Genomic DNA, 26,223 nt, shown 5'->3' with positions numbered 1-26,223 from the left:
AGTGCGACAACTGATGCTTTAAGATCGTGCCACACCACCGCCCCCTGAGCAAAGGAACTTTTCCCGTGACGCCTCCAACGGACCCGGACCCGGAAGAAGGAGCCGCCCCGCAAGGCGCCGCCCCGCAAGGCGCCGGGCCGTCACCCCGACGGCGCCCCGGCGGCCGCACCGCCCGGATCCGCCGGCAGGTGCTCGACGCGGTCCTCGCGGAACTCGGCGACCAGGGTTACGACGGGCTCACCACCGACAACGTGGCCGCCCGGGCCGGCGTGCACCGCACCACGGTGTACCGGCGGTGGGGCGACGTCGGCGGCCTGCTCGCCGACGTCCTCGACGCGGCCGGCGACGACGACTGGCAGCCCCTGGACACCGGGTCGTTGGAAGGCGACCTGACCGCGCTGAACGAGGAGATCCACTCGGCGCTGACCGCACGACCGCCGATCGTGGCCGCACTGATCGCCGCCTCGTTCCGATCCGAGCAGGCCGCCGCCGCCCAACAGCGGCTCTGGGACGACCGCTACGCCCGCTGCGAGGTCGTCGTCAGCCGGGCCGTAGAACGCGGCGAACTTCCCCCGCACAGCGATGCCCGGCGACTGCTCGTCGCCGCCACCGCACCGCTGTACCACCAACTGGTGCTCCTGCGCACGGCCCCCGACCCGCAACTGCCGGGCCACGCTGCCCGAACCATCGCCCTCGCCGCGGCCGCCGGCGCCTTCGTCGAGCCCCCGCCGACGGGCGACGGCTGAGCGGGGCCCGCCCGCCGCCCCGGCGCGCACGGCCTACTGGGGCTGCTCCGCAGCGGAGAAGAGGTCGAGCAGGCCCTGGGGAGTGGTGCCGCCGAACAGCAACTCGTAGTGCCTGAGCCCCTCGGCGGCGGCTTCGGCGCTGCGCGGGAACAGTGCCTGCTCGTACGCGGTGAGGGCGGCCTCGACGTCATCGGGGTGTGCGGCGAGGGCCTGGCCGAGTTCGGCGCCGTCCTGCATGGCCAGGTTGGCGCCCTCGCCGTTGGGCACCGACAGGTGGGCGGCGTCGCCGACCAGGGTCACCCCGGGCACCCGGTCCCACCGGTGCTCCGTCGGCAGCGCGTAGTGGGGACGCACGACGGGCGGGGTGTCGCTGTTGGTGATCAGGGCGGTCAGTTCGGGGGCCCAACCGTCGAATTCCCGCGCGATCCGCGCGGTGGCCGCGGCGACGTCGGTGACGTCGACGGCGGTGAACCACTCCTGCGGTTTGCGCAGCGTCACGTAGGCGTGCAGGGTGCCGCCGCTCTCCCGGTGGGCCCCGATCCACTTGTCGTTCCCGCCCGGTTCGAAGGTGCCCAACGACCCGCCGCCGACCGCCTTCGCGCTGGCCGGGTGCCGGGTGTCGGCGTCGAACAGGTAGGTCTCGACGAACGACCGGCCGCTGTACTCGGGCGCGGCGTCGGAGAGCAGCGGACGGACCCGGGACCACGCGCCGTCCGCCCCCACCAGCAGCCGCGTGACGGTGCTGCGCCCGTCGGCGAAGGTCACCTCGTGGCGGCCCCCGCCCAGGGCGCGGACGCCGTGGGCCTTGTGCCCCCACCGGACGGTGCCGGCCGGCAGTGAGTCGAGCAGGAGCTGCCGCAGCGCGCCGCGGTGCACCTCCGGGCGTCCGCCGGTGCCGTCGTCGGCCCGGTCGAGCAGGACGGTCCCGTCCCGGTGGAGGATCCGCATCGCCTGGTGTCCCTCCAGGATGATGCTGCGGAACTCGTCCGTCAGCCCGGCCGCCTGGAGCGCGAGTTGCCCGTTGTGGTGGTGGATGTCGAGCAACCCGCCCTGCGTGCGGGCCATCGGCGAGGGCTCCGCCTCGTAGACCGCGACCGGGATGGCGCGGAGGTGCAGGACGCGGGCCAGTACGAGGCCGCCGAGCCCGGCGCCGATGATCGTGACGGGGGTGGTCATGGTGGTTCCCTCCTGATCGTTCACCGCCGGGCGGACGCCCGGCGGATCACGCCTGGAACGCCGCGCCCGCCCGAGGGGGCGGCGCGACGACGGCGGCCGGCGTCGTACGGTCCGACGCCGGCCCGCCCCACGGTTCCGGCGGCCGTCGACAGACCGCCGACAGACCTCCGACACGACACCGACCACCGCCGACAGCTCACCGACGGGCCCCGCCGCCACCCGTCGTCACCTCACCCCCACGACGGCGACACCGGCACCGGGAACGGCGGCCAACTCGCGCCCCGGGCCGCCTGGTTGACGTGCACCGCCCGCACCACGTGCGCCGGTGCGGGAGGGGTCAGTCGACGGCCGCCCCGGACGCGTCGAGGGGCGAGCGGGGGCGATCCACGATCCCCTGCACGATCCGCAGCAGCCGTTCCCCCGCCCGGTCGATGCTGCCGTTCTGCGTGCTGACCTGCGCGCCTTCCAGTACGAAGGTGATCTCGGCCGCGGCCTGCTCGGGGTCGGGCAGCCCGGCCGCGGTGCACATGCCGATGAGTCTGCGGGTCTGCAGCGCCTTGTGCTGCTCGATGACCTGGCGTGCCGGATGGGCGCGGTCGGGCAGCTCGGCGAGGGAGTTGATGAAGGGGCAGCCGCGGTAGGAGAGCGCGGGCAGTCCCTCGGCGATGAAGCGGGCCAACGCCAGGATCTGCTCCCTGGGCCGGTCGTGGAATTCGGCCTCGACCCGGTCGAAGGCGGCCTGGTAGTCGGCGGCGACGATCCGCAGCCACTCCGCGACCAGCGCGTCCTTGGTTTCGAAGTGCCGGTAGATCGCCATTTTGGTGGTCTCGGCCTTCTCGGCGATCGCCTGGACGCCCACCCGCCGGATCCCCTCGCTCTGGAAGAGCTCCTCCGCCGCATCGAGGATGCGTTCGCGCGGCGGGAGTTTCGCCACCCTGCTCGGCCTGCTGACGGTCGATGCCATGACTGCTCCGTGACGTCCGGTCGGTGGTGGGCCCTCGCGCCCCCTGCTACGGTACCAGCTCGTCCTGCGCGATACCGATGGGTATCGTAGGGAACTCATCGGTATCGTTCTTTCCTCTGGGAGTGACAGTGAGAGTTGCCGAGTACGTGCAGTTCGACGGGGTCGGGCTGGCCGAGCTGGTGGCTGGCGGCGAGGTGCGTCCCGCCGACGTCGAGGCAGCCGCACGCGAGGCGGCACGGGCGGTCGATCCGCAGCTCAACGCCATCGTGGAGACCTGGCCGGCCGACGACGCGCCCGCCCCCGGCAGCGCACCGCTGGCCGGGGTCCCGTTCCTGATCAAGGACATCGGGGTCGCCATGGCCGGCCGGCGCACGGAGTTGGGCAGCCGCCTCGCCGCCGGCAACGTCGCCGCGGCCGACTCCGCCCTGATGCGGCGCTTCCGCCGCGCCGGCCTCGTGACGTTCGGGCGCACCGCGACACCGGAGATGGCGTACAGCACCACGACGGAACCCGTGCTGTACGGCGCGACCCGCAACCCCTGGGACCCGGAGCGGAGCGCGGGCGGCTCCAGCGGGGGAGCGGCCGCGGCCGTCGCCGCCGGGGTGGTCCCGCTCGCGCACGCCACCGACGCCGCCGGCTCGATCCGCATCCCCGCCGCGTACAACGGCCTCTTCGGGTTGAAGCCCACCCGCGGCCGGGTCTCCTGGGGGCCCGACTTCGACGAGATGTTCAACGGCCTGGCCGTACAGGGCAGCGTCAGCCGCACGGTGCGCGACAGTGCGGTACTGCTCGACCGGATGCGCGGCCCGGAGCCGGGCGACCCCTACTCCGCCCCGGAACCGCGCCGGCCCTATGCCGAGGAAGTCGCCCGCCCCCCAGGCTCGTTGCGGATCGGCGTCCTCGCCCAGGCATGGGGCGGCCGCCGCACCACCGCACCGGTGGCCGGAGCCCTCTTCCACACCGCGCGGCTGCTGGAATCCCTCGGGCACCACCTGGTCGAGGTCGAGATCGACCTCGGCGTCGACTGGGAGGAGTTCCTCCTGGCCAACGCCCGGCAGTGGACGGCGAACCTCACGGCCCAGGTCGACGGACTGGCGGCCGCCCTCGACCGGCCCGTCGACTCCTCGACGCTGGAACCTCCCGTCCTCGCCAGCTACCACTACGGACAGCGGGTCAGCGGCGCCCAGTTGGTCACCGCGCTCGCGGTCCGGAACCGGGTCGCGCGGCGCCTGGCACGGTACTTCGACGCGCACGACGTGCTGCTCACCCCGACCATGCCGGAGCTTCCCGTTCCGCTGGGCACCCATGCCGAGGGCGCGGAAGCCCTGGACGGCCTCGGCTGGCTCCGCCGCCTCTTCGACCTCGGGCCGTTCACCGCGGCGTTCAACGTGGCGGGCACGCCGGCCATGTCGGTGCCCCTGACCGCGGACGCGGAAACCGGGCTCCCGATCGGGATGCAGTTCGCCGCCGGCTACGGGCACGAAGGCCGCCTCTTCCGCCTCGCCGGCCAACTCGAACGGGCCAACCCCTGGTCGCACCGGACCCCCGCGGTATGGGCCGGGAACGCCACGGGCTCTTGAGGAGTGGCGCCGGTGGGCGGGCCGGCTGGGGGTGGCTTCGGCGGCTTCGGCGTGGGGAGTTGACGGACGCCACCGACACCTTCCGGGGGCGTGCCGCCCGGGGAGTAGATTCGCGCGCATGCGAGCAGTCGTGATTGACGGCAGGGGCGCGTTCCGGCTCGAACGGCGTGCTGATCCGGTCCCCGGGCCCGGGCAGGTGGTGGTGCGGGTGCGCGCCGCCGGGCTCAACGCGGCCGACCTCCAACAGGCCCGGGGTGACTATCCGGCGCCCCCGGGCTGGCCCGCCGACGTCCCCGGACTGGAGATCGCCGGCGAGGTCGAGCAGCTCGGCGCGGGGGCGACGGGGGTGGGCGTCGGCGACCGGGTCATGGCCCTGGTGGGCGGCGGCGGTCACGCCGAGCGGATCGTGGTCCCCGTCGAGCTGTTGCTGCCCGTCCCGGCCGGGCTCTCCTGGCGGGAGGCGGCCGGCTTCCCGGAGGCGTTCAGCACCGCCTGGGACGCGCTGGTGGTCCAAGCCGGGACGCGCGCCGGGGACCGGGTGCTGGTCACCGGAGCTGCGGGCGGGGTCGGCACGGCGATGGTTCAGGTGGCCGCCGTCGCCGGCGCCGGTGTGGTGGCGAGCGTGCGCCGGCCCGCACTGCACGACCGCGTCGCGCAACTCGCCCCCGACGGGGGCCGCGTGGAGGTGGTCGAGCCCGCCCAGGAGGGCGAACGGGCGCCGTACGACGTCGTCGTCGAGTTGGTCGGAGGGGAGGACTGCCTCCGGCGGGTCGAGCTGTTGCGTGCCCGCGGGAGGATCCTCGTGGTGGGTGTCCAGGGCGGATCGGTGGCCCCCCTGCGGATGTTCGACCTGATGCTCGCGCGTGCCCAGTTGATCGGCACCACCCTCCGCGGCCGCTCCCCGGCGGAGAAGGCGCTCCTCGCGGCCACCGTGCGCACCGCCGTCGTCCCGCTCCTGGCCGAGGGGCGCCTGCGGGTGCCCGTCGACGCGAGCTTCCCGCTGGACTGTTTCGCCGATGCCTACGCCAGGCTGGCGGGCCCGGGGAAGTTCGGCAAGGTCATCCTGGTGCCGTGACGGCGCCGTGCCGCTGCCCGGGGACAACGCCGTCTCCGGCACGGCGGAAGGCGCCGACGAGGTCGTGGCACGGGCCCGGAAGATCGCGTCCTACGGTCTCCGCTTCGCGCTGCTGCACATCCTGGTGAGCCGCGAGAACATGGCTCTCTCCCTGCACAACACCGCCCGCCGGGGCGACGTCCGGCTGGACGAACACCTCTCCACCGTCTGCCGCCTGCGGGACGGCAAGATCGCGAGCATCGAGACCTACCTGTCCGACGTCGCGGGCATGAACGCGTTCTTCGTCTGACCGGCCGACGGCCCGCGGGGCACGTCGACGCCGCCCCGCACAACCCCCCGGCGCGGCAATCCCTTTGCGCCGCTGTTCCGTACCGGTGGTCGAGGGGGTGGGTCGGAGGAAGGAGCGATCATGGGAATCTTCGCAACCCTCGTTCCCGCAATGGGTCGTGGCCATGGTGACCACGGCGAGCGGGGCCGGCACGGGGACCGGGACGACCGGGACCGCGACCGGCACGGGCGGGACGATCGGGACCATGGCCACGACGGTGGTCGCGATCGCGACCGGGACCGCGAAGGGAGGTACTGAGTGCTTGTGTGGCCGTCGGCGGCCGGGCCCCCGCCCGGCCGCACGGGTCGGTGAAGCGACGTGCGCTGTTCCGGACCGCGCTCCTGCACCCGCGGTGACGCCCGGGGCGCCGACGCGGCCGGGGCCGACGCGCCTGCCGCGACCGCACGGGAGCGGACGTGCGCACGGCGCCGGCGGACGACGAAGTCGCCGTCCGTGCCCCGTGCTTCCGGCGGCGCCGACGCGGTCGTCGAGGCGGCTCCGCCGGTGGCGCTGCGCGAGGTGTTCCGGCGGTTCTGGCCCTACACGCGCGGTGGTCGCCCGTGGTTCGTGGTGATCCTGGGCCTCGTGGTGCTGGGGCCCGTCGTCGACGCGGCCGAGGTCTGGCTCTTCAAGATCCTCATCGACGACGTGCTGATCCCGCGCGACCTGCACCTCCTCCTCCCGATCGCCCTCGCCTACCTGGGCCTCACCCTCGCGGCCGGGGTCCTGGACTTCGCGGACGACGTGACCTCCACCTGGGTCGGCGAGCGGTTCCTGCTGGCGCTGCGCTCGGCGCTGTTCCGCCACGTCGAGGGCCTGTCACTCGGCTTCTTCGAGCGGCGGCGGCTCGGCGACGTGCTCGCCCGGATGACCGGTGACGTCGACGCGGTCGAGACCTTCCTGCTCTCCGGGATCGTGAACGCCCTCGCACAGGTCGTGCGGCTGGGCGTCTTCCTCGGCGTGCTCTGCTACCTGAGCTGGCACCTGACGCTGCTGGCCGTCGTCATCGCTCCGATGTTCTGGTGCACCGCGCGGTGGTTCTCCCGGCGGGTCAAGGTCGTGGCGCGGGAGCGGCGGCGGCGCAGCGGGGCGATCAGCGCGATCACCGAGGAGACCCTGGGCAACATCGCGCTCGTGCAGGCGTACAACCGGCAGCGGTGGGAGCACGGCAGGTTCGAGCGGGAGAACCTCGGTCGCTTCCGGGCCGTCATGGCCTCCGCCCGCCTCGGCGCCGTGTACGCCACGGTCGTCGAACTCATCGAACTGCTCGGCGCGCTCCTGGTGTTGGGCCTGGGAACCTGGGAACTGATCCGGGGTCAGCTCACGCTGGGCGGCCTGCTGGTCTTCCTCACGTTGCTCAGCAGGCTCTACGGCCCCCTCCGCGGTCTGTCCGGCCTCAGCAACACCTTCTCCTCCGCGTCGGCCTCCGCGGAGCGCATCATCGAACTGCTCGACCAGCGACCGCAGGTCCGCCAGAGCGCGACTCCCCGGGCGCCGGGACGCTGTCGCGGCGAGATCGCGTTCGACGACGTCTCCTTCCGCTACCCGGGTGCCACCGCGCCCGCCCTGACGGGGGTCTCGTTCCGCGTGGCACCCGGTGAGACGCTGGCACTCGTGGGCGCCAGCGGCGCCGGGAAGACGACCGTCGCCAAGCTGCTGCTGCGCTTCTACGACCCGGACGACGGCACCGTCCGCCTCGACGGGCACGACCTTCGCGACCTGGGCCTGGACGCCCTGCGGGACAACGTCGCCGTGCTCCTCCAGGAGACCGTGGTCCTCCACGGCACGGTGCGCGACAACATCGTCTACGGCCGGCCCGGCGTGGGCGAGGCCGAGATCGTCGCCGCCGCCCGTCGTGCCGACGCCGACGGCTTCATCAGCCGACTCCCCGACGGCTACGACACGGTGGTCGGCCAGCGCGGGCGGTTGCTCTCCGGCGGGCAGCAGCAGCGCCTGGCCATCGCCCGCGCGATGGTCCGGGACGCGCCGCTGCTCGTCCTCGACGAGCCGACCACCGGCCTCGACGCGCAATCCGGCCGGCGCATCCTGCAACCCCTGCGCCGGCTGATGGACGGCCGCACGACGATCCTGATCTCGCACGACCTGCTCACCGTCCGCGACGCCACCCGGATCCTGCTGCTGGAGCACGGTCGGGTCACCGCCCGCGGCACGCATCGACAACTGCTCGCCCGCAGCGCGGCGTACGCACGGCTGTACCGGCCGTACGGGGCCGCCGCCGGGCCGCAGGTCGGGGGGCCGTCGAGCTGACTTCGAACCGTTCGCCGGCCCGACACCCGCGCAGGACGTGCCGACCGGGCGGTGCCGGGCGCGCGGACCGGGTAGCGAGCACGGCCCCCGCAGCCCTCCCCGTGAGCGGGCCGGCGCCCCTCCCGGAGCGGCGGTGGCGGCGGAGGAGAATGGGAGTGTGGCATTCCGTCGCCGCCCGGCAGCAATCCCCGGGCCGGGCCGGACCGTACGTAGGGGTATGCAGTGGTTGCAGCTCCCGGTCGGACGCATCCCGGACGAGGCGCTGCTGGCCGGCCTGGCCACCGGTGACCCGGAGCTCGCCGTCACGTTCGTGCGGCGCTTCCAGCACACCGTCTTCGGCGTGGCCCTCGCGGTCACCCGAGACCCCCAGCTGGCCGAGGACATCGCCCAGCAGACGTTCGAGCGCGCCTGGCGGCACGCCCAGGTCTACGACTCCCGTCGCGGCTCGGTGACCGCCTGGCTGACGACCATCGCGCACAACCTCGCCATCGACGCCGTCCGATCGCGCCGACCGGACCCGGTGGCGCCGAAGGACCTCGACGCCCTCCTGGGCGCGGTGACCGACACCCCCGAGCAGCAGGCACTTGCCGACGAGGCGTCGGCCACCCTGCGGGCGGCGGTGGCGCGGCTACCGGAGGGACAGCGCCGCGCCCTGGTGATGGCGGGCCTGTACGGGATGACCGCCCGGCAGGTCGCCGACCGGGAGCACATTCCGCTGGGCACCGCCAAGACGCGGATCAGGGCCGCGATGGGCAAGCTGCGCGCCACCCTCACCGCGCCGGAGCATCCGCACCCGGGCGCCGCGCCCCCGACGTCCACGACCCCGCACCCCGGGTCTCCGAAGCGAGGCGACCATGGCTGAGGACCTGACCTGCGCACAGCTGCACCAGGCCGGTGCCGAACTGGCCCTGGGCGTGCTCTCGGGCCGGGAGCGGGCCGAAGCGACCGCCCACCTGGACCGCTGCGCGGACTGCCGGGAGTACGTCGGGCAGCTGGCCCGCGTCGGTGACGGGCTGCTCGGCCTGCTGCCCGGCAGTGCGCCGCCGGCCGGATTCGAGACCAGGGTGGTGCGGCGGCTGGCCCGGGCCCGGGCCGTGCGGGACGGGCGCGAGGCCGCGCGTGGCTTCGGGGCCCGGCGCGGAGCGTGGCGCAAGGGCGTCTGGCTGCGGGTGGCGTCCGCCCTGGCCGTACTCGCGCTCGGCTTCGGCTTCGCCGGCTGGGCACTGGGCACCGCCGTCGAGGACGTCGTGGCCGGCCCCGCCGCGTCCGCCCCGGCCGCGGCGGGCACGCTGCACGCGCCCCTGACGGGAGCCGGCGCGGGCCACCGCCAACACGCCGGTGACCTCTACGCCCACCGCGGGCCGCCGGGCTGGGTCTTCATGTCCGTCGACCTCGCCGACGCCGGACTCCCGTACAGCGGGAAGGTGACCTGCCTGCTGGAGCGGACCGACGGCTCGACCGTCCGGCTCGGCAGTTTCGCACTCCGCCACGGATACGGATACTGGGGCGCCCCGGCCCCCGTGGACCCCAGCACCCTCGCCGGCATCCGTCTGGTCTCCGCCGAGGGCCACGACCTGGCCACCGCACGCTTCACCGCACCGTGAGCCTGCGCCGGTGCGGACGCGGGCCTCACGTCGCCGGCGCCTCCTGGCCGTTGGCGGGGGCCGGCCCGCCTGCGGTGTGGGGCGGGAGCGCGGCCGGTGGGTTCGTCCGGATGAGCGTGTCGATCTGGGCGCGGAGGAGGGTGAGCGCGGTCTGCGGGGTGAGGTGGCCGATCAGGACGTGGGTGGTCAGGCCGTCGGCGAGGGCGAGGAGCGTGCGTGCCGCCCGGTGCGGTTCGTGGTCCGGGCCGGGAGCGACGCCCCCGTCCGGAACCGGGGCGGCAGTGCGGCTCTCGCCGAGCAGGCGCACGAGCAGGGGGTGCAGTTCGGAGTAGCGGTTGCGCAGCACGGCGGCGAGTTCGGGCGTCACGGCGGCCTGCGCGACGAACGCGAGCCAGACCCGGGCCTCGGCCCGTTGCGCCTCGTCGACCAGGGCGACCTCGCCCAGTACGCGCGCCAGCGTCGAACCCGCCGGCTCGGCCGGCTCGTCAGCCGTGGCGGTGCGGGCCCGTGCGCGCGCGCTCACCCGCTCGGTGACCCGTTCGCCGATGTGGTCGAGCGCGAAGACGAGCATCTCCTGCTTGGTCTTGAAGCAGCGTTGGACGGCTCCCATCGACACGCCGGCCCGGGTGGCGACGTCGCGCAGGGTCACGCCTTCCAGGCCGCTGTCGTCGGCGAGCGCGCACACCGCCTCGGCGATCCGGCGCCGCCGTTCCTCGTGGTCCACCTGTCTGGGCACGGTCCCGCCCACCCTCCTCGTAGTAATGCGGTTGCATCGCTTCCCAGCATAGGATGTGATGCAAGCGCATCGGAACGAAGGGGTGTCCGACGTCGCGGCGTGCCGTGGCGTCGGCACGACGCAGCGAGGGGAAGGGGGCGGGGGTGCGCGCTCGCCACGAGGCGGAGCGGGCGACCCGGAAACGCCATGAACACGGAACTGTGGAAGCTGAACGCGACGGAGTTGGGCGCGGCCGTCGCCCGCGGCGAGGTCTCGGCGGCCGAGGTGGTGGACAGCCACCTGGCACGCATCGCGGCGGTCAATCCGCGCGTGAACGCCGTCACCCAACTCATGGCCGACAGCGCCCGCGAGGCCGCGCGCGCCGCCGACCGGCGCCACGCGGCGGGCGAGCGGCCCGGTCCACTGGCCGGCGTGCCCTTCACCGTCAAGGAGAACATCCACGTGGCGGGGTGGGCGACCACGCACGGCGTGCCGACGTTCCGCGACCACGTGGCCGAGGTCGACTCCCCGCCGGTGCGCCGGCTGCGCGCCGCGGGGGCCATTCCGATCGGCCACGCCAACATGCCCGACCTGGCGATCTCCTCGGACCCCGCCAGCCAGTTGTACGGCCGGACGTACAACCCCTGGGACCGGTCGAAGACCCCGGGCGGGAGCAGCAGCGGGGACGGGGTGGCGGTCGCGGTCGGCATGGCCGCGCTCGGCCTCGGCAACGACTCGGGCGGCTCCGTGCGCCTGCCCGCGGCCTTCAACGGCGTGGCGGGGCTGAAGCCGAGCTACGGGCGGTTCGCCGCCGACCACCGCATCATGGGTCAGGAACCCCTGCTGGCCTCCCAACTCATCCCCGTCGACGGCCCGATCGCCCGCTCGGTCGCCGATCTGCGCGCCGCCTACGAGGCGTTGGCGGGCGCGGACCCGGCGGATCCGCGGGCGGTCCCGGTGCCCGCGTACGGGGCCGACCCCACCGGCCCGGTGCGGGTCGGCGTCGTGGTCGACCCGGCCGGAGTGGGCGTCCACCCGCAGATCAGGGCCGCGCTCGACGAGGCCGCCACCGTCCTGGAGCGGGCGGGCCACGCCGTGGAGGAGGTGCGCATCCCCCGGCTGGCCGAGTCCCTGGAGTGCTACGGGACGCTCATCATGACCGAGTTCGGCGTGAAGTGGCCCCGCATCAGGAAGCTGCTCACCGAGAAGGGCGCCCGGCACCTCGACCTGTTCATGGCGCGCACCCCGCACACCGAACTCGACGAGTTCCTCCGACAGACCGGTGTCCGGCTCACCGTCCAACGTGACTGGGCCGAGTTGCTCGACGCCTACCCGCTGCTCCTCGGCGCCACCTGTCCCCAGCCCGTGCCCGGGTTCTACCTGCTCCCCGACGACACCGACGTCGACAGCCACGCGCAGATGATGCTGGCCGGGGCGCTGTGCACGGTGACCTCCCTCGTCGGCGTGCCGGCGGTGAGCGTGCCCACCGGCTTCGCTGACGGCATGCCGCAGGGCGTCCAGGTCATCGGGCAGATGTACCGCGAGGACCGGTGCCTGGCGGCCGCCGAGGTGATCGAGCGTCACTTCGGCGTGCTCACCCCCGTCGACCCGCGCCCGTAACGCGAGCGCGCACCGGTGTCCGCCCTGGCGACGGGGCAGGGCGGACACCGGCACCCCGCCCCAGGCACCGCCGCGCGGCCATCGCGCGCACCACCGTGCGCGCCAACTGCGCACGGGCGGCCGGCAACGGACGGACCGGACGGACCGGAAGTGTCCCCGCGGTCCGCCCGGTCGAGTCCGGTCAGCGTCGCCCGAGGACCTCGACGATGCGACTGAACCCGTCGTCCCCGTGCCCCAGTCCGATGGCCCGGCGGGTCATTCCCTCCGCCCCGCGCATGACGCCGGCATCGATGCCGTGGGCCTCGGAGGCGTGGACGATGTGCGCCATGGACGACACGGCCGAGGTGATCGGGTTGAGCTCGCCGGAGAAGGTGCCGTCGTCCAGGTCCTCGGCGTACTGGTCGAAGAGCGGCGGGAGGATCGCGCCGATGCCCTTGGCGAAGGGCGCCAGTTCCCGCGCGGTGATGCCCTCGGCCCGCGCCACCGCCAGGGCGTGCGCATAGCCCGCCATCGCGGTCCAGAAGACGTCGAGCAGTGCGACGTCGTACGCCGCCGCGCGCCCGATCTCCTCGCCGAGGTGGGTGTGGGTGCCGCCCAACGCCTCCAGCACGGGACGGTGCTCCTGATGGAGCCCCGCCGGGCCGCTGAGGATGAACACCGCGGCGGGCGTTCCGATGGTGGTGGTCGGCGTCATGATCGCGCCGTCCAGGTACCGGATGCCGTGTGCGGCCGCCCAGTTGGCCGTGTCCCGGGCCCGGTCCGGGGTGTCGGCGGTCAGGTTCACCACGGTGCGCCCCTTGAGCGCACCGGCGACCGCCGCGGGCCGCAGGACGGCGTCCGCCGCGTCGTAGTTCACCACGCAGACCACGATCAGCGGGCTCGCGGCGACCGCCTCCGCCGCCGTTCGCGCGCTGACCGCCCCTCGTTCCACCAACTCCCCGTCCCTGCCCGGCGTGCGGTTCCAGACGGTGGTCCGCACCCCCGCGTCGAGCAAGGCGCCGGCCAGGGCCCGGCCCATCGGCCCCAGACCGAGCACGGTGACGGCAGACTGTTCAAAGTGCCTGGACAAGTTCCCACTCCTTGATAAACGTTGCTGAATATGATGAAAGGGGCGAACATGACGCGCAGTCGTGCCCAAGACCCGAATGTCTGTGGGGTGACCGCCGCGATCTCCGTGATCGACGGCAAGTGGAAGACGGCTCTGCTCTGGCTGCTGGAGTCGGGGCCCTACCGTCCCGGTGAGCTGCGCCGGCAGGTGCCGGGCCTCAGCGAGAAGGTGTTGACCCAGGCGCTCCGCGAGATGGAGGCGGACGGACTGGTGCACCGGGAAGTGCACGAGGCGCTACCGCTCAAGACCGTCTACTCCCTGACGGAGTTCGGCCGCGACCTCTCCGAGGCGTTGGCGCCGCTCTCCGACTGGGGCCATCGCCGCTTGGTGAAGCTCGCCGATTCCGCGTCGGCCTCCTGACGCGACGCCACTGCCTCCCATCCCCCTCCGGCGACCGCCCCTGACTGCGCCCCACCAGGTTCGCCCGGGCCGTCGGGCGCTGCCAAGTACCCACAAAAAAGTGGGTACGACGCACGACGCGGAGGTGGACGTGACGTCGGCGGGTGCGCCACCGTCCGTCGGGAACGGGCGATCCGTGGTGCGTTCGGCCCGGCCGCCACAGTCCTCTGCGGCGGCCGGGCCGAACGGGCATCCGGGTGCCAAGTCACCGGCCCCCGTCAGCGAACGGCGGGCCCGGTGACTGGCCGTGGAGGAGCTACAACGGTCGGAAGGACCGCCGCGGCGCATCCCACGCCGACACGTCTCCCGTGGCGTCGTCGTAGTGCCAGGCATGGAGCGTGACCTGGCGCTTCACGAGACGGCGGGTGACACACGGGTAGGTGCGCAAATGGTGCAGCTGCGCCAGCAGATGGCGTTGCTCGGCCGCCGTCGAGGACGCCGCACCGGCCTGCTGAGGCGTGTCGTCCGCACGCGTGCGGTGGGCGGCGCGGCTGAACCAGTTCTGGACGAGCGGCAGGTCGGCGACGGACGGGTCCCGGCGGAGGGAGTGCAGCGCGGTGCAGTTGCTGTGGCCGCAGAGGATGATGTCGCGCACCCCGAGGAGCCCCAGGGCGAACTCCAGTGTTCCGCCGACGCCGCAGTGTGCGCCGGGCCGGAACCTCGGGATGATCTGTGCCGCGGTACGCAGCTCGTGCAGCTCACCGGGTGCGGCGCCGGTGAGGAGGGTGGGCGAGACGCCCGCGTCGGAGCAGCCGATGAACAGGGCGCGTGCGGTGGGCGGGCCGGACGTCGGCCCGGAGTCCGCAGGGGGCGCCGGGTGGGAACGCGTGTCGGTGCGGAAAGCATGCATGATCGACCTCTGGCTCTTCTCGGTCAGTGGTTGCGGCGAGGACGCGGCGTGCTCCGGGCGCCCGTGGCGGGAGGGCGCGTCGACGTCCGGCGGGGCACGGCCCTACGGGCGGTGCCACCGTCGTGCCGACGCGTGCCGTGACGGGCGGGAGCGCGCGGTCGCTCAGCAGCGGATCACTTGCAGCGTGACGGGGTCCGGTGGCCGACCGGCGTCGGTCGACCGCCCCGCGCGACACCGGTGTGCGGTGGCGTCGATCGTGGAGAACGGGCCGTCGTGTGGTGCCGTACCGAGGGCGCGGGTGACCTCGGGGAGTTGACCGACGTAGCGGTCCGGCAGGACGACGGGGGCTGCCGCGTCGGAGAGTTGGACCTGGTCGCCCGCGTCGTCCTCCGCCTCGTCGTAGCGCGGAGCCGGTGCCTGGGTCGTCGTCCAGGCGACGCCGGTCTCGCTCTCCTCCCCCCAGGGAGGCGGATGGTGACCGATGGTCAGGAGCATCAGGAGACAGGAGAACAGCAGCGCGATCAGCGCGACGCCTCTGCGCGCCATCGTCCCTCCCCTCCCTCGGTCACCTGACACGACATCAAGGTCTACAGACGTGTAGACGATGATGTCGCTCCATCGGTTCCCTCGGGCGCGGCACCTCATGCCGGCCGCGGACGGATTCCCGCACCGGCCACGGCTCGCCGTCCGTCCGCATGCGCCGATCCGTACGCGCCGACGTGGACCGGCCTCAGCGCCGCGCCAGGCCGTCGAGCAGCAACGCGACGGTGAAGTCGAAGCGTTCGTGGTCGGTTCCCGAGGTGAGTTCGGCGGCGTACCGCTTCGTGTGCGGGAAGGTGTCGGGCAGGTTGGCGAACCGGCCCAGCAGTTCGTCCCGGCTGACGACCCACTCGCCGTCGGGGCCGCTGACCAGCGAGACCTCAAGGCTGTAGGCGTTGACGTAGAGCATCAGGGAGTCGATGCCCCAGGCGGCGGTCTGCGGGGCGATGCCGCCGGCGAGGAGGAGGGCGAGCATGCCTTCGGCGATGCGCAGGGTGTCCTCGTTGGTGGGGGCGGTGGCGAGGGCGGCCCGGGAGATGCCGGGGTAGCGCAGGTACTGGTCGCGCAGCTGGGTGCAGACGTCGGTGATCTGCTCGCGCCAGGTGTCGGGGTCCGGTTCGGGCAGGTCGACCTCGGCGCAGAGGCGGCCGATGAGCAGCTCGTCCAGGTCGTCCTTGTTGACGACGTGGGCGTACAGCGACGCCGGTCCGGTCTCCAGGGCGGTGGCGACGCGGCGCATGGTCAGGGCCCCGTAGCCCTCCAGGGCCACGACGTCGAGCGCCGCGTCGACGACGGCGTCCACGGTGATCGGCTTCGCCCGCCGACCCCGTGCCGGCGGCGCGCCCGCATCGGGAACGGGCTGGTGGTGCCGCGCTGCGCGCCGTTGCTGAGGAGTCGGTGGCATGTGGCGAGCATACCGGATGCACGAACCCCGTTCCATGAGTCACGAACGCAGTTCGTCTTGACGCGAACGCCGTTCGTGTGTGGAATGTCGTTCGTGAGTCTCGAACAACGCTCTTCCTCTCGCGGCGTCCCCGCTGACGCCCCCGCCGTCGCCCCCGCCGTCGCTCCTGCTGATGCCCCTGCCGTGGCGCCGCCGCGCGCCGCGTGGCTCGTGCTGGTCGTCGTCCTCCTCGGCGAGATCATGGATCTCGTCGACTCCAGCGTTGCCAACCTCGCCGGGCCGTCCATCCGGGCCGACCTCGGGGGCGGGCCGACGACCCTGCAGTGGACGCTGTCCGCCTACACCGCGGCCTTCGCGCTCGGCCTGGTCACCTCGGGCCGGCTCGGCGACCTGCTCGGCCGGCGCCGACTGTTCCTGATCGGCATGGCCGGTTTCACCCTCACCTCGTTGGCCTGCGGCCTCGCCCCCGGCCCCGCCTTCCTGATCGTCGCGCGACTGCTACAGGGCCTGTTCGGCTCCGTGCTGATCCCGCAGGGCATGACGTTGGTGAAGGTCGTCTTCCCGCCCGCGCTCCTGCGCAAGGCGCTGCTGCCGTTCGGGCCGATCATGGGCCTGGCCACGGTCGGCGGGCCGATCCTCGCCGGTTGGCTGCTGCACCTGGACCTGTTCGGCAGCCAGTGGCGCTCGATCTTCCTGATCAACGTGCCCTTCGGCGTCCTCGCCCTCCTGCTCGGCCACCGCGTGCTGCCCCGCAACGGTGGCGAGGACCCCGACGCCGGCCTCGACCCGACCGGCGTGGGTCTGCTCACCGCCGGCTCCGCCCTGCTGATCGTCCCGCTCATCCAGGGGCGCGAACTCGGCTGGCCGGCCTGGACCTACGCGATGCTGGCGGCCTCGGCCGTGATGTTCGCGCTGTTCGTCGCCTCCGAGCGTCGCACCAGGCACCCGGTCATCGCGCCGTCCCTGTTCCGCAAGCGCAGCTTCGTCGTCGGCCTGCTCGTCGTCGCCGGCTTCCACGGCGCGTTGAGCGCGTTCGTCCTGGTCGTCAACCTGCTGCTGCAACTCGGCATGGGCTGGACGCCGCTGCGCACCGGCCTGACGCTGATTCCGTGGGCCCTGGGCACCACCGTCGCCGTCCTGTTCGGCGGGGGAGCGCTCGCGAGGCGGCTGGGGCGGGCGGCCCTGCGCATCGGGCTGTCCGTCGCCGTCCTCGGTCTGCTCGCCCTGTGGTGGTCCACCCACCACTGGGGCACCGCCCTCACCGTCGGCAAGCTGACGCCGTCGCTGTTCCTGACCGGCTTCGGCGCGGGCCTGGTGTTCGTCCCGCTGGTCGACTTCATCCTCGGCGACGCCACCGCCGAGGAGGTCGGTACCGGCGCCGGCCTGCTCAACGCCGTCCAGCAGTTCGCCAGCGCCATCGGCGTCGCCGCCTTGGGCACCGCGTTCTTCGCCGGCCTGGGCACCCCCTCCCCGCACGCCTACTTCGCCGCCGCGCAACGGGTCTTCGGGCTCTGCGCCGGCCTGTACTTCCTGACCCTGCTGCTCGTCGGGTTCCTGCCCCGACGCGCAGCACACGCCCCACACTGAACCCCCGTACCCAGCCGTGGAGTTCACCCGCCCCCGCCCCCGCCTTCGAGGACCGGCAGTCCCGGTCGGCACCCGACCCCACCACGGGAGGAAAACGGCATGACGACGAAGGTCGCACTCATCACCGGCACCAGCCGCGCGCTCGGCCTCGGCTTCGCGGTCGCCCGCCAACTCGCCCAGCTCGAACACCACGTGATCCTCACGGCGCGCGACGCCTCCCGGGCGGAGTGCCTGGCCGCGCGACTGCGCCGGGAGGGCCACCAGGCCACGGCCCTGCGCCTCGACCTCACCGACCCGGCCAGCATGGACGCGGCGGCCGACCACGTCGCCCGGACCGTCGGCCACCTGGACGTCCTCATCAACAACGCCAGCGACGCCGTCGACTTCACCGTCCTGTCCGCACTGGACGCCGACCTCGACGCGGTGCGGTCCGCGTTGGAGGTGGACGTGCTCGGCCCCTGGCGCCTGGTCCAGTCGATGCTGCCGCTGCTGACGGCCGCCCCCGCCGCCCGCATCGTCAACGTCTCCAGCGTCTGTGCCCAACAGATCGCCACCGGCCTCGACCTCGGCGCCAGTCTGCGCGCCCCGGCCCACTCCTTCGCCAAGCACGCCCTCGACGTCCTCACCACCGTCCTGGCCCGAGCCCTGAAGGACACGCCGATCCTCGTCAACGCCGTAGACCCGGGTGAAACCGCCACCCACCCCGAGCGCGGCGACGAGGAGGGGGCGCGCCCCGCCGCCGAAAGCGCACGCGGCGTCGTCCGGGCGGCGACGCTGGACGGGCACGGCCCCACCGGCCGGCTCTTCCGCGACACCCGGCCGCTGCCCTGACCGCGCCCCGCCGCACCGTGGTCCTGCCGGACTTCTCCTGGCTTGAGTGGAGCTCGGTGATGACGGCCGCCGTCGGGGCCCCCGCGCCGGAGGCCCGACGGCGAGTGGCCTCAGGCGGACCGGCTGACGTCGTCGAAGTCGGTGGAGGCCGACAACTCGGCCCAGGCCCGCATGGTGCGCTCGAAGGCGTCGCGTCCGGCCCGGATGTGCTGGAGCGCGTCGGTGCCGAGCAGCAGGCGCGTCGGCGGCTGGTCGGCCGCCACGATGCGCAGCACCGCGGCGGCGGCCTTGTCCGGGTCTCCCGGCTGGTGCCCCCTGCCGCGGATGCGCCGGGCGCGCAGCGGTTCGAACAGCTCGTCGTAGTCGGCGATCACACGGGGTGCGCGGATCATCGAGCGGCCGGACCAGTCGGTCCGGAAACTGCCCGGCTCGACGGCGGTGACGTGGATGCCGAAGTCGGCGACCTCCTTGCCGAGCGTTTCGAGGATGCCCTCCACCGCGAACTTGCTGCCGTGGTAGAAGCCGAGGCCCGGCATGGTGGTCAGCCCGCCCATCGAGGTGACGGCGATGACGTGGCCCGAACGGCGCTCCCGCATGTGCGGCAGCACGGCCTTGATCACCGCCACGGTTCCGTAGACGTTCACCTCGAACTGACGGCGAAGGTCCTCCATCGACGACTCCTCGAACAGGCCCTCGTGGCCGTACCCGGCGTTGGCGACGAGTACGCGTCATGTGTCCGTCAGGTGGCGGGCCGGGCGTCCCAGGCGTTCTGCAGGGCCGGTCGTACGTCCTTGCCCAGGGTGATGCGCGTCTGCCGGCCGGGCAGCGTGGGCAACTCGGCCCAGTGCGTCACCGTTTCGGCACTCGTGAGGCCGTGGGGGAGACGGATGATGCCGTCGGAGTCGACGAAGCAGTCCCGGTGCTCCACGCCGTCCTCACCCCGGTGCAGCGTGGTGAAGTGCATCGGCCTCACGAGCCAGAACTCCTCCCCCGACCCGGTGCCGGAACCGCGGGCGCCGTCCGCCGGATACCGGCCCGTGATCGCCGCCGCCACCGGTGTACCGCTCCGGGGCAGCCTCTCGCGTGCGTCGACCCACGTCACGACGGCGTGGAAATCCGTCATCCCGCTCCTCACCCCAGCACTCGGAAACGCGTCATTGGCTCAGGTGCCGGCGCGCCGGCAGGGGCGCCGACCCGACCCCGGCATCCGGAAGGACCGCGCGACGCCCGCAAAGGTTGCCTGCGGCGCAGCGTGCGGCACCGGGGGGCGAGTCGCCGCAACAAGAACGCCCCCTCGCTGCGAGGGGGCGCCGACACTCACTTCGTTGTGCGCTTCTTGCGTGCAGGCTTCACCGTGGGGTCCTCGATCGTGCGGGCCACGTCGGTGAAGGGCTTGACCGCCTCCTGGAGCGCGACCACGTTGGCCTCGCTGAGGTCGATCTCGTACCACTGCGTGTCACGGACCTGACGGACCCCGAGCTTCGCCGTGCCGTCTTCGTTGGTCTCCCCGGTTTCGTACTCCTCCTCGACCAGGGTCGGCACGGCGAGCTTCACGGTCGTGACGCCGTCCGTCGCCTGGGGGTCGAGGTCGTCCTGGAGAATCGACCGCCAGTAGGTCGCCTTCTTGACGACCTCACTGCCGACCGGCACGGGAGTGATGACCTCCTGCACTCCCGGCTCGTCCTTCTGAGATTCGTCGACCTGGATGGTTTCCTTCACGGCCATAACGGCGCCCCTTTCGATTGGTGCACCCAAATTCTAAGGTAAATAGGGGAGTTGAAGCCAATCGAGCCCGGCCCGTGCGGGAGGCGCTTGATTACGGATCTTCCTGGTCAACTCTCCGGGTGATCCCGGAGCGCCCACTTCTTTTCGTTCCGGCGTCGATCCCGCTCTTCGCAGAATGGCTGTGACGTGCAGAGGTCCCGAAAGCCTTAAAAGTCCTCATCGAAGAGCGGGCCCGCCTTTTCCCGGGCGACTTCGCGTTCTTCTCCCGCGGGCCGGGGAACCGCACGCTCAAGGTGCGCAAAGAGGTCCGGAAAGCGGCGAAGCGGCCGGCATTCGAGCGCCGGGCCGCAGGCGTCGCCGTGCGGGGCCGGGTGCGCACCCGGTGGGGGACCCTCCCACCCGGCAGCACCAGGGACGGTCGCTCAGGCGGTGGGGGAGATCGCCCAGTAGTGTGCGCGCTCGTCGGTGAGGTAGTGGTGGTCGGCCAGGCACTCGATCACGGTCAGCCGGCGCTGCGCCTCGCGGGACCTGAGGAAGCCGTGGAAGTCCGTGACGGACAGGTAGTTGGCGCTCGTGGTGAGGAGCACCAGGCCGTTCGGGCGGGTGACGCGCAGGAGTGCGTCCAACGCGTGCGGCGCCACGTGCCCGGTGGTGAACACGCCGCAGCTGAGGGTGAGGTCGTAGGTGGCGGGTGCGCATTCGGGCAGGCCGAGGTTGAGGTCGGTGCCGCTGGTGAGGAGGCGGTAGGCACCCGTCCCCGCGGCCTGCGCGACCATCTCGTGGTTGAGGTCCAGGCCGTCGAGGTGGCCGATGCCGAGTTTCTTGAAGACCGGGCCGACCAGGCCCGTTCCGCACCCCGCGTCGAGTGCGGTGGTCTCCTCGGGGGCCGGCAGCATGCGGGGCGCGAGCGAGAGGTAGAAGTCGGCCATGCGGAGCGGCCCCTCGTACCCCATGTTGCTCGCGTCGTTCTCATAGGTCTCGGCCCAGTCGCCGTAGAAGGCGCTGAGCAGTTCGGGGCGCCCGTCGAGGCTGTGCGAGCGGTCCACGATCTCCTGGCTGTCCATGTGCGGTCTCCTCCGCGCCAAGGCGCCTGGCCCCGAACCGGGCCAGGCGCCTTCGTGCATCAGGTGGGATGGGTGGTTCGTGCACGGGGTCGGTTCAGACGAGACCGATGGTCAGGGTGTCGCCCGCGGCCACCCCGTAACGCTTGAGGAAACTGCCCTGGTTGAGGCCGAGGGCGACCTTGCCGCGGCTGTTGTTGTAGACCAGCGGCTCGCCGATCGGCACCTCGCCGAAGGTGGCGTAGTACGGGATCTCCACGGACAGCCCCTCGGCCGTCACCTGGAGGGTCTTGCCGTCCAGGGTCCCGCCGCCGGACAGGGAGTCCAGGGAGATGTTCGTCCAGACGTTGCCGAACGCCTTGTCGATCCGGACGACTTCGCCGCGCACCGAACCGTCGTCGAGCTGCACGGCCGCGGTCGTCGGCAGGGTGACCAGCTTGGCCACGTCGATCTTGGGTCCGACGGCGGACGGGGCGACCCCGGCGGCCAGGTGGGCACCGCAGGCCACCACGACGTCCTTGCCGTACCAGGTCGGGGTGACGGGCTGGTTCATCACGTCCGGCGAGGTCACCTCCCACGCCTCGACGGCCGGGACCGCCTTCAGGGCCCAGGTCAGCAGCCCGTTGTTGGGGGCGACGAGGAGCTGGTCCTTCTCGTTGCGGACCACGACGGTGCGGGTCGAGGTGCCCGTCTCGGGGTAGACGTAGGCGGCGATGACGGTGTGGGCGGGGAACGACGCCGGCACGTCCTGCAGGTACAGGCCGCCCTCCCGCACGTCGAACGGGGTGACCTGGTGGGTGATGTCGACGATCTCTGCGGCCGGGGCAATGGTCTTGATGAGGCCCTTGCCGAGCGCGTGCGCCTCGTCGTGGTTACCGATGTCCGACAGGTAAGCGATGATGGGCTTGTCCACCGATTCGACCTTCCGTGGTCCAGGAATGTTCCGATTCTGACCGCAATGGATCCGGTGTTGGGTCCGGGATTCCGGCGGGGTTTTCATCATCATGATTCGTCCCGGCAGCCCGGCACCATTCGGCGATGGTGACAAAAGCCAATGCCACCTTAGGGACATTGCCGCTTGCGACCTGGGCCCTCGATGATGGGGCGGGTGGCGGCCCGGAGCGCTCACGGGCATCGGCTCGAAGGCGCTGCCGACGTGCGGAGAACTGAACTGCGTCGGTGAAGGAATGCCGGGGTGCCGGCAGCGGCGCAGGGCCGTCGCTTCGGGAACATCGCCCGACGGCGGCGTTCCAGCGAAGGGAGTCCGGAAGTTCCCGTGGGGCTCGCCGCGCGCCGTGCCGGGCGTTCTCGGAGGAATTCCGTCGTAGAGAGGACTGGATTGCATGAGTGTGCGTGAAACCGGACGAGTGGCCGTCGTAACGGGTGGAACCAAGGGAATAGGTCTGGCATTCACCCGGAAGCTCGTGAAACTCGGCTACCAGGTCGTCGCGCTGTACCGACACGATCCCGAGGCCGCGCGGACGGCCGCCGCCGAACTCGGCGACGCCTGCACGGTGTTCCGGGCCGACGTCTCCGACAGCGGCGAGGTCGGCCGCCTGGCCGACGGCGTGCTGGCGCACCACGGCGTTCCGCACGTGCTGGTCAACAACGCCGGCCGGAACATCGACCGGCCGTTCGCCGAGATGTCGGACGACGAATGGCACACGGTCCTCGACACCAACCTGTCGGGCCCCTTCTACCTGGCGCGGGCGTTCGCCCCCGCGATGCGCGAGGCCGGCAGCGGAGTCATCGTCAACATCGCCGCGACGACCGGCATCAGGCCTCGGTTCAACGGGATCAACTACTGTGCGAGCAAGGCTGGTCTGCTCCACCTGACGAAGTGCCTGGCGTTGGAGCTCGCTCCGCACGTCCGCGTGAACGCGCTGATCCCCGGCATGATCGACACCGAGGACATGCAGATGCGGGTGCGGACCGCGGCGCCCGAGCACCGCGCGAGCATGCTGACGAGCATCCCGCAGGAACGGATCGGAACGGTCGAGGAGATGGCGTCGGCGCTGGAGTTCCTCGTCGGTGACGGGGCCGCGTACGTCACGGGCCAGAAGCTCATCGTCGACGGCGGACAGTTCATGTGGTGACGATGCGTCAGGACGGCGTGAGGGGGCTGCCGACGGCGGCCCCCTCACGCCGTCTCCGAGCCGGGAAACCCCTCAGCGTCGGGTTATCACGTGCGTGGTGAAGGTGACCTGCTCGTTCTGGGTGCCGGTGATCGTGGTGCGGGCGAGGTCCGGCTGCGGCCACTGAAGCGGCGTCGCCTCGATCCAGCAGGGTGCGTCCAACTCGGTGTAACGCGAGAAGTGCGTACGCAGCGTCACCGGCGTGGTGGGGTCGGGCCCGGCGAGGCAGTGCGCGGCCTGGCCGGCAGCCTCCAGCAACACCATGCCGGGAAGGTGGTCGTGGGCGTGGTCGAAGAGCACCGGGTGTGCGGTGTCGACCCGCAGTTGCCACCGTCGGGGGGCCGTCGTCGGGCAGAGCACGACGTCCTTGTCGCTCGTGCGACCCACGTGCGCGGGCGGCACCGGAGTGCCGGGGAGCGGTGCGTGCGAGGTCGCCGCCCGGGCATCCGCGTACTGGCCGCGCAGTCGCTCGTAGATGGCGGGTGCATGGCAGGTGTAGCGCAGGTGTGCCGCGCCCAACAGTTGACCGTCGCGGACCGCGGTGATCTGCGCCTCCAGACGGACCGAGCCGCCCTTGCGGCGCGCGGCGGGCAGGGCGTGCGTGATGGTCAGCTCGACCTCCGCCCCGTGGTCGTCCGGTCGGATGTCCAGCATGGCCGGCGTGAGGGTGCACGAGCAGTATTCCCAGCCCAGCTTGTATTCCAGCGGCACCTCGTAGGCCGCGTTGGAGAGCAGTGCGAGGGCCTGGCGCACCGTCTCGACCAGTAACAGGGGGCTGTAGCGGCCGGAACGCGGCGTGTAGAAGCTGTGGTGTTGCGGCCAGTGGGCGGTGACGTGGTGGGTGGTGTCGGAGACCGTGCGCCAGTCGGTGATCAGCACTTCGTCGGCGACACGCTTGCGGACCAGGGGACCCAGGTCCGAGGCCGCTTCGGGACGAGGGGCGGCGGGGGCGGCGGGGGCGACGGGGGCGACGGGGACGGCGAGGGGGGCAGGCATACGACTTCTCCTCAAGGGTGGTGAAGGGTCGTGTGCAGCAACTGGGGTGGACGGGCATGGAGTTGAACCAGCCGTGTGCCGTAACATAGAGAACGTTATTTATTCTGTCGAGAGCAGACCGGAAAGATGCATGTCAAGACAGCGACAGGACCGTGCCCTCCAGACCCGAGCCGCCATAGTGCGGGCGGCGGCCGAGGTCTTCGCGGAGCAGGGCTACGCGGGCGCCAGCGTCACCAAGATCACGGAACGTGCGGGTCTGACGATGGGCGCCATGTACTTCCACTTCAAGAACAAGGCGGCGTTGGCCCGCGAAATAGTCGTGGGGCAGCCGGAACGGGTGCTGCCGCGACACGAGTCCGTCGGGCTCCAACGTGCCGTCGACATCACTCTGACCTGGGCGCACCAGATCCGGGAGGACCCCGTGCTGCTCGCGGGTGCGCGACTGGTCATGGAGCAGGAGGAGTTCATCGGCCAGGAGCAGAACTCCCACCAGCAGTGGGCGCGGATCTTCGAGCAGGAGCTGGCCGAAGCGCAAAAACGCGGTGAACTCAACGGAACGTGCGACGAGTCGGCGGTGGCGCGTCTGATCGTCAACGCGTGCACCGGAGCGCAGATGCATGCGCACATGTTGACGGGTTACCGCGATCTGCCCATCCGTGTGGTGGAGATGTGGCGCTGCCTGCTGCCGTCGCTGGCCACGCCGGCGGCGGCCGCGTCGGTCGACCTCAACTCCGACCGCGGGAAGTCGACTTGACGATCCATCGGCTTCGTTCGGGAAGAGAAATTGACCCGGGCGGGGTGCGGCGAGTGCACTACGGTGGCGAACTGGGATTCGTATAATTCCCAACTAGTGGCTGTCCACATACGGGGGCATGGGATGACGCCGACGATTCCAGCGCAGGCGGCAGGCACCACACCGACGAAGCAGAGTGCAGGGCAGGGGCGGCGTGCGCCCCATGTGAGGCCGGCGGCGTCCAGGTGCCGCGAAGGGGACCGCGGACGCGGCACCCTGAATCGCAAGACGATCATGATCACCGGCGCGTCCAGCGGCATCGGCGCGGCCGCCGCGCACTGCTTCGCGGAGGAAGGCGCGTCCGTCGTCCTCATGGCCCGCCGCGAGGACCGGCTCCGGGCCCTGGCCGGGGAGATCGAGGAGAGCGGCGGCCAGGTTGCGGTGGTGACCGGCGACGTCACCAACCAGGGCGACGTCGACCGCGCCGTCGACGTGGCGGTGGCCAAGTTCGGCACCCTCGACGCCGCCTTCAACAACGCCGGACAGGGCACGCTCGGCGCTCCCTTGCACGAGACGGAGCAGGCGGTCTTCGACCAGATCATGGACGTCAACGTCCGCGGCGTCTGGAACTGCCTGCGTGCCCAGATCCGCACGATGCTCACCCAGGGAACCGGTGGCGCGATCGTCAACACCTCCAGCACGGCGGGCCTGTTCGCGACCGGTGCCGTCGCTCCGTACGTGGCCGCCAAGCACGCCGTCCTGGGCCTGACGAAGACCGCGGCCGCCGAGTACGGCGACCACGGCATCCGGGTCAACGCCCTCGTCGTGGGGGCCACCCGCACCGACATGGTCACCTCCGCCCTGGCGGAGGTGGACGGGCTCCAGGAGGCGGACCTCGTCGCCCGGGCCATCCAACGCCGGCTGGCCGACCCCGTCGAGGTCGCGCGCGCCGCTGCCTGGCTCTGCAGCGACCAGGCGTCCTTCATCACGGGAGGAGTGGTGCCCGTGGACGGGGGCTGGTCGGCGGTCTGAACGTCCCGGCCCGTGGGTGGGTCGGCGGTGGCGGTCAGTAGCGGTAGTGGTCGGGCTTGTACGGGCCCTCGACCTTGACGCCGATGTAGTCGGCCTGCTCCTGGCGCAGGGTGGTGAGTTTGACGCCCAGCGCGTCCAGGTGGAGCCGGGCCACCTTCTCGTCCAGGTGCTTGGGCAGCACGTAGACGTCGGTCGGGTACTGCTCGGGCTTGGTGAACAGCTCCAGCTGCGCCAACGTCTGGTCCG

At 72.2% G+C, this 26,223-nt stretch carries 27 protein-coding genes and 1 pseudogene; 14 read left to right on the top strand and 14 right to left on the bottom strand.

From position 1 onward, the window contains the following. The first annotated feature begins 65 nt into the window (after positions 1 to 65). Positions 66 to 746, top strand: coding sequence for a TetR/AcrR family transcriptional regulator (locus ABD385_RS31630; protein ID WP_425585520.1), 681 nt, complete (start codon positions 66 to 68; stop codon positions 744 to 746). A 33-nt stretch (positions 747 to 779) separates the two neighbouring features. Here the strand turns inward: ABD385_RS31630 and ABD385_RS31625 are convergent, their stop codons facing one another. Together ABD385_RS31625 and ABD385_RS31620 are read right to left on the bottom strand one after the other, a co-directional pair. Continuing rightward, positions 780 to 1,922, bottom strand: a complete 1,143-nt coding sequence (locus tag ABD385_RS31625; protein WP_344582473.1) for an FAD-dependent oxidoreductase — start codon at positions 1,920 to 1,922, stop codon at positions 780 to 782. 337 nt (positions 1,923 to 2,259) lie between these two features. Next, a complete protein-coding gene (locus ABD385_RS31620; protein WP_344582472.1) occupies positions 2,260 to 2,886 on the bottom strand; it encodes a TetR/AcrR family transcriptional regulator in 627 nt (208 codons plus the stop codon). Between the two features lie 128 nt (positions 2,887 to 3,014). Here ABD385_RS31620 and ABD385_RS31615 point away from each other — a divergent pair, with 128 nt between their 5' ends. The 6 genes from ABD385_RS31615 (at position 3,015) to ABD385_RS31590 (ending at position 9,741) form a co-directional block, all read left to right on the top strand. Then, positions 3,015 to 4,466, top strand: a complete 1,452-nt coding sequence (locus ABD385_RS31615; protein ID WP_344582567.1) for an amidase — start codon at positions 3,015 to 3,017, stop codon at positions 4,464 to 4,466. 118 nt (positions 4,467 to 4,584) lie between these two features. Further along, positions 4,585 to 5,541 carry an alcohol dehydrogenase catalytic domain-containing protein gene (locus ABD385_RS31610; RefSeq protein WP_344582471.1) on the top strand — a complete coding sequence of 319 codons (957 nt, stop codon included), beginning with the start codon at positions 4,585 to 4,587 and terminating at the stop codon, positions 5,539 to 5,541. Between the two features lie 7 nt (positions 5,542 to 5,548). Further along, positions 5,549 to 5,830 (top strand): nuclear transport factor 2-like protein, encoded by a 282-nt coding sequence (locus ABD385_RS31605; RefSeq protein ID WP_425585519.1) that lies wholly within the window; start codon positions 5,549 to 5,551, stop codon positions 5,828 to 5,830. A gap of 492 nt (positions 5,831 to 6,322) precedes the next feature. After that, positions 6,323 to 8,137: an ABC transporter ATP-binding protein gene (locus ABD385_RS31600; RefSeq protein WP_344582469.1), complete on the top strand. Its 1,815-nt coding sequence runs from the start codon at positions 6,323 to 6,325 to the stop codon at positions 8,135 to 8,137. A gap of 217 nt (positions 8,138 to 8,354) precedes the next feature. Then, on the top strand, positions 8,355 to 8,999 hold the full coding sequence (locus ABD385_RS31595; protein ID WP_344582468.1) for an RNA polymerase sigma factor: 645 nt from the start codon (positions 8,355 to 8,357) through the stop codon (positions 8,997 to 8,999). Further along, positions 8,992 to 9,741 carry a zf-HC2 domain-containing protein gene (locus tag ABD385_RS31590; protein WP_344582466.1) on the top strand — a complete coding sequence of 250 codons (750 nt, stop codon included), beginning with the start codon at positions 8,992 to 8,994 and terminating at the stop codon, positions 9,739 to 9,741. Before ABD385_RS31595 ends, ABD385_RS31590 begins: the two co-directional genes overlap by 8 nt. Positions 9,742 to 9,766: 25 nt before the next feature. Here ABD385_RS31590 and ABD385_RS31585 read toward each other — a convergent pair whose 3' ends face one another. Then, on the bottom strand, positions 9,767 to 10,477 hold the full coding sequence (locus tag ABD385_RS31585) for a TetR/AcrR family transcriptional regulator (protein ID WP_344582465.1): 711 nt from the start codon (positions 10,475 to 10,477) through the stop codon (positions 9,767 to 9,769). Positions 10,478 to 10,663: 186 nt separating this feature from the next. Here ABD385_RS31585 and ABD385_RS31580 point away from each other — a divergent pair, with 186 nt between their 5' ends. Beyond that, positions 10,664 to 12,076, top strand: coding sequence for an amidase (locus tag ABD385_RS31580; RefSeq protein WP_344582464.1), 1,413 nt, complete (start codon positions 10,664 to 10,666; stop codon positions 12,074 to 12,076). Positions 12,077 to 12,257: 181 nt separating this feature from the next. Here ABD385_RS31580 and ABD385_RS31575 read toward each other — a convergent pair whose 3' ends face one another. Then, a complete protein-coding gene (locus tag ABD385_RS31575) occupies positions 12,258 to 13,145 on the bottom strand; it encodes an NAD(P)-dependent oxidoreductase (protein WP_344582462.1) in 888 nt (295 codons plus the stop codon). 48 nt (positions 13,146 to 13,193) lie between these two features. Here ABD385_RS31575 and ABD385_RS31570 point away from each other — a divergent pair, with 48 nt between their 5' ends. Further along, entirely contained in the window at positions 13,194 to 13,544 is a 351-nt protein-coding gene (locus ABD385_RS31570; RefSeq protein WP_344582460.1) for a winged helix-turn-helix transcriptional regulator, read from the top strand. A gap of 295 nt (positions 13,545 to 13,839) precedes the next feature. On the opposite strand, the gene ABD385_RS31565 is transcribed toward ABD385_RS31570, so the two are convergent. From ABD385_RS31565 to ABD385_RS31555, 3 genes are all read right to left on the bottom strand, one after another. Next, positions 13,840 to 14,433 (bottom strand): carbonic anhydrase, encoded by a 594-nt coding sequence (locus tag ABD385_RS31565; protein WP_344582458.1) that lies wholly within the window; start codon positions 14,431 to 14,433, stop codon positions 13,840 to 13,842. 162 nt (positions 14,434 to 14,595) lie between these two features. Further along, complete coding sequence (locus tag ABD385_RS31560; RefSeq protein WP_344582456.1) at positions 14,596 to 14,979, bottom strand: hypothetical protein; 384 nt, start codon at positions 14,977 to 14,979, stop codon at positions 14,596 to 14,598. 184 nt (positions 14,980 to 15,163) lie between these two features. After that, positions 15,164 to 15,877, bottom strand: coding sequence for a TetR/AcrR family transcriptional regulator (locus ABD385_RS31555; protein ID WP_344582454.1), 714 nt, complete (start codon positions 15,875 to 15,877; stop codon positions 15,164 to 15,166). Positions 15,878 to 16,060: 183 nt separating this feature from the next. Here ABD385_RS31555 and ABD385_RS31550 point away from each other — a divergent pair, with 183 nt between their 5' ends. After that, positions 16,061 to 17,464, top strand: coding sequence for an MFS transporter (locus tag ABD385_RS31550; protein WP_344582452.1), 1,404 nt, complete (start codon positions 16,061 to 16,063; stop codon positions 17,462 to 17,464). A 99-nt stretch (positions 17,465 to 17,563) separates the two neighbouring features. After that, on the top strand, positions 17,564 to 18,295 hold the full coding sequence (locus ABD385_RS31545) for an SDR family NAD(P)-dependent oxidoreductase (RefSeq protein ID WP_344582451.1): 732 nt from the start codon (positions 17,564 to 17,566) through the stop codon (positions 18,293 to 18,295). Positions 18,296 to 18,405: 110 nt separating this feature from the next. Here the strand turns inward: ABD385_RS31545 and ABD385_RS31540 are convergent. The 5 genes and pseudogenes from ABD385_RS31540 to ABD385_RS31520 form a co-directional block, all read right to left on the bottom strand. Further along, a pseudogene (locus ABD385_RS31540) lies at positions 18,406 to 19,020 on the bottom strand (oxidoreductase); the annotation flags it as partial. Between the two features lie 14 nt (positions 19,021 to 19,034). Then, positions 19,035 to 19,418: an AQJ64_40280 family protein gene (locus ABD385_RS31535; protein ID WP_344582450.1), complete on the bottom strand. Its 384-nt coding sequence runs from the start codon at positions 19,416 to 19,418 to the stop codon at positions 19,035 to 19,037. A 194-nt stretch (positions 19,419 to 19,612) separates the two neighbouring features. After that, positions 19,613 to 20,020, bottom strand: coding sequence for a hypothetical protein (locus ABD385_RS31530; protein ID WP_344582448.1), 408 nt, complete (start codon positions 20,018 to 20,020; stop codon positions 19,613 to 19,615). Between the two features lie 422 nt (positions 20,021 to 20,442). After that, positions 20,443 to 21,084, bottom strand: coding sequence for a class I SAM-dependent DNA methyltransferase (locus ABD385_RS31525; protein WP_344582447.1), 642 nt, complete (start codon positions 21,082 to 21,084; stop codon positions 20,443 to 20,445). Positions 21,085 to 21,178: 94 nt separating this feature from the next. Continuing rightward, the gene (locus ABD385_RS31520; protein WP_344582446.1) at positions 21,179 to 21,994 is read right to left on the bottom strand and encodes an SAM hydrolase/SAM-dependent halogenase family protein; all 816 of its coding nucleotides are present in this window, start codon (positions 21,992 to 21,994) and stop codon (positions 21,179 to 21,181) included. A 430-nt stretch (positions 21,995 to 22,424) separates the two neighbouring features. Between ABD385_RS31520 and ABD385_RS31515 the strand changes: the two genes are divergently transcribed. Continuing rightward, a complete protein-coding gene (locus ABD385_RS31515) occupies positions 22,425 to 23,177 on the top strand; it encodes an SDR family NAD(P)-dependent oxidoreductase (protein ID WP_344582444.1) in 753 nt (250 codons plus the stop codon). Positions 23,178 to 23,249: 72 nt separating this feature from the next. Here ABD385_RS31515 and ABD385_RS31510 read toward each other — a convergent pair whose 3' ends face one another. Then, entirely contained in the window at positions 23,250 to 24,212 is a 963-nt protein-coding gene (locus ABD385_RS31510) for a ScbA/BarX family gamma-butyrolactone biosynthesis protein (RefSeq protein WP_344582442.1), read from the bottom strand. Positions 24,213 to 24,342: 130 nt separating this feature from the next. Here ABD385_RS31510 and ABD385_RS31505 point away from each other — a divergent pair, with 130 nt between their 5' ends. Continuing rightward, the gene (locus ABD385_RS31505) at positions 24,343 to 24,966 is read left to right on the top strand and encodes a ScbR family autoregulator-binding transcription factor (RefSeq protein WP_344582440.1); all 624 of its coding nucleotides are present in this window, start codon (positions 24,343 to 24,345) and stop codon (positions 24,964 to 24,966) included. Between the two features lie 123 nt (positions 24,967 to 25,089). Next, positions 25,090 to 25,977, top strand: a complete 888-nt coding sequence (locus tag ABD385_RS31500) for an SDR family NAD(P)-dependent oxidoreductase (protein ID WP_425585518.1) — start codon at positions 25,090 to 25,092, stop codon at positions 25,975 to 25,977. Positions 25,978 to 26,011: 34 nt separating this feature from the next. Here the strand turns inward: ABD385_RS31500 and ABD385_RS31495 are convergent. Beyond that, the coding region (locus ABD385_RS31495; RefSeq protein WP_344582438.1) for an adenosylhomocysteinase at positions 26,012 to 26,223 on the bottom strand (212 nt) is incomplete at its 5' end.

It is taken from the genome of Streptomyces lunalinharesii (assembly GCF_039532155.1).
Taxonomy (GTDB): domain Bacteria; phylum Actinomycetota; class Actinomycetes; order Streptomycetales; family Streptomycetaceae; genus Streptomyces; species Streptomyces lunalinharesii.
The sequence above is the reverse complement of the archived record's forward strand: the minus strand, read 5'-3'. Positions and strand labels throughout refer to the sequence as shown.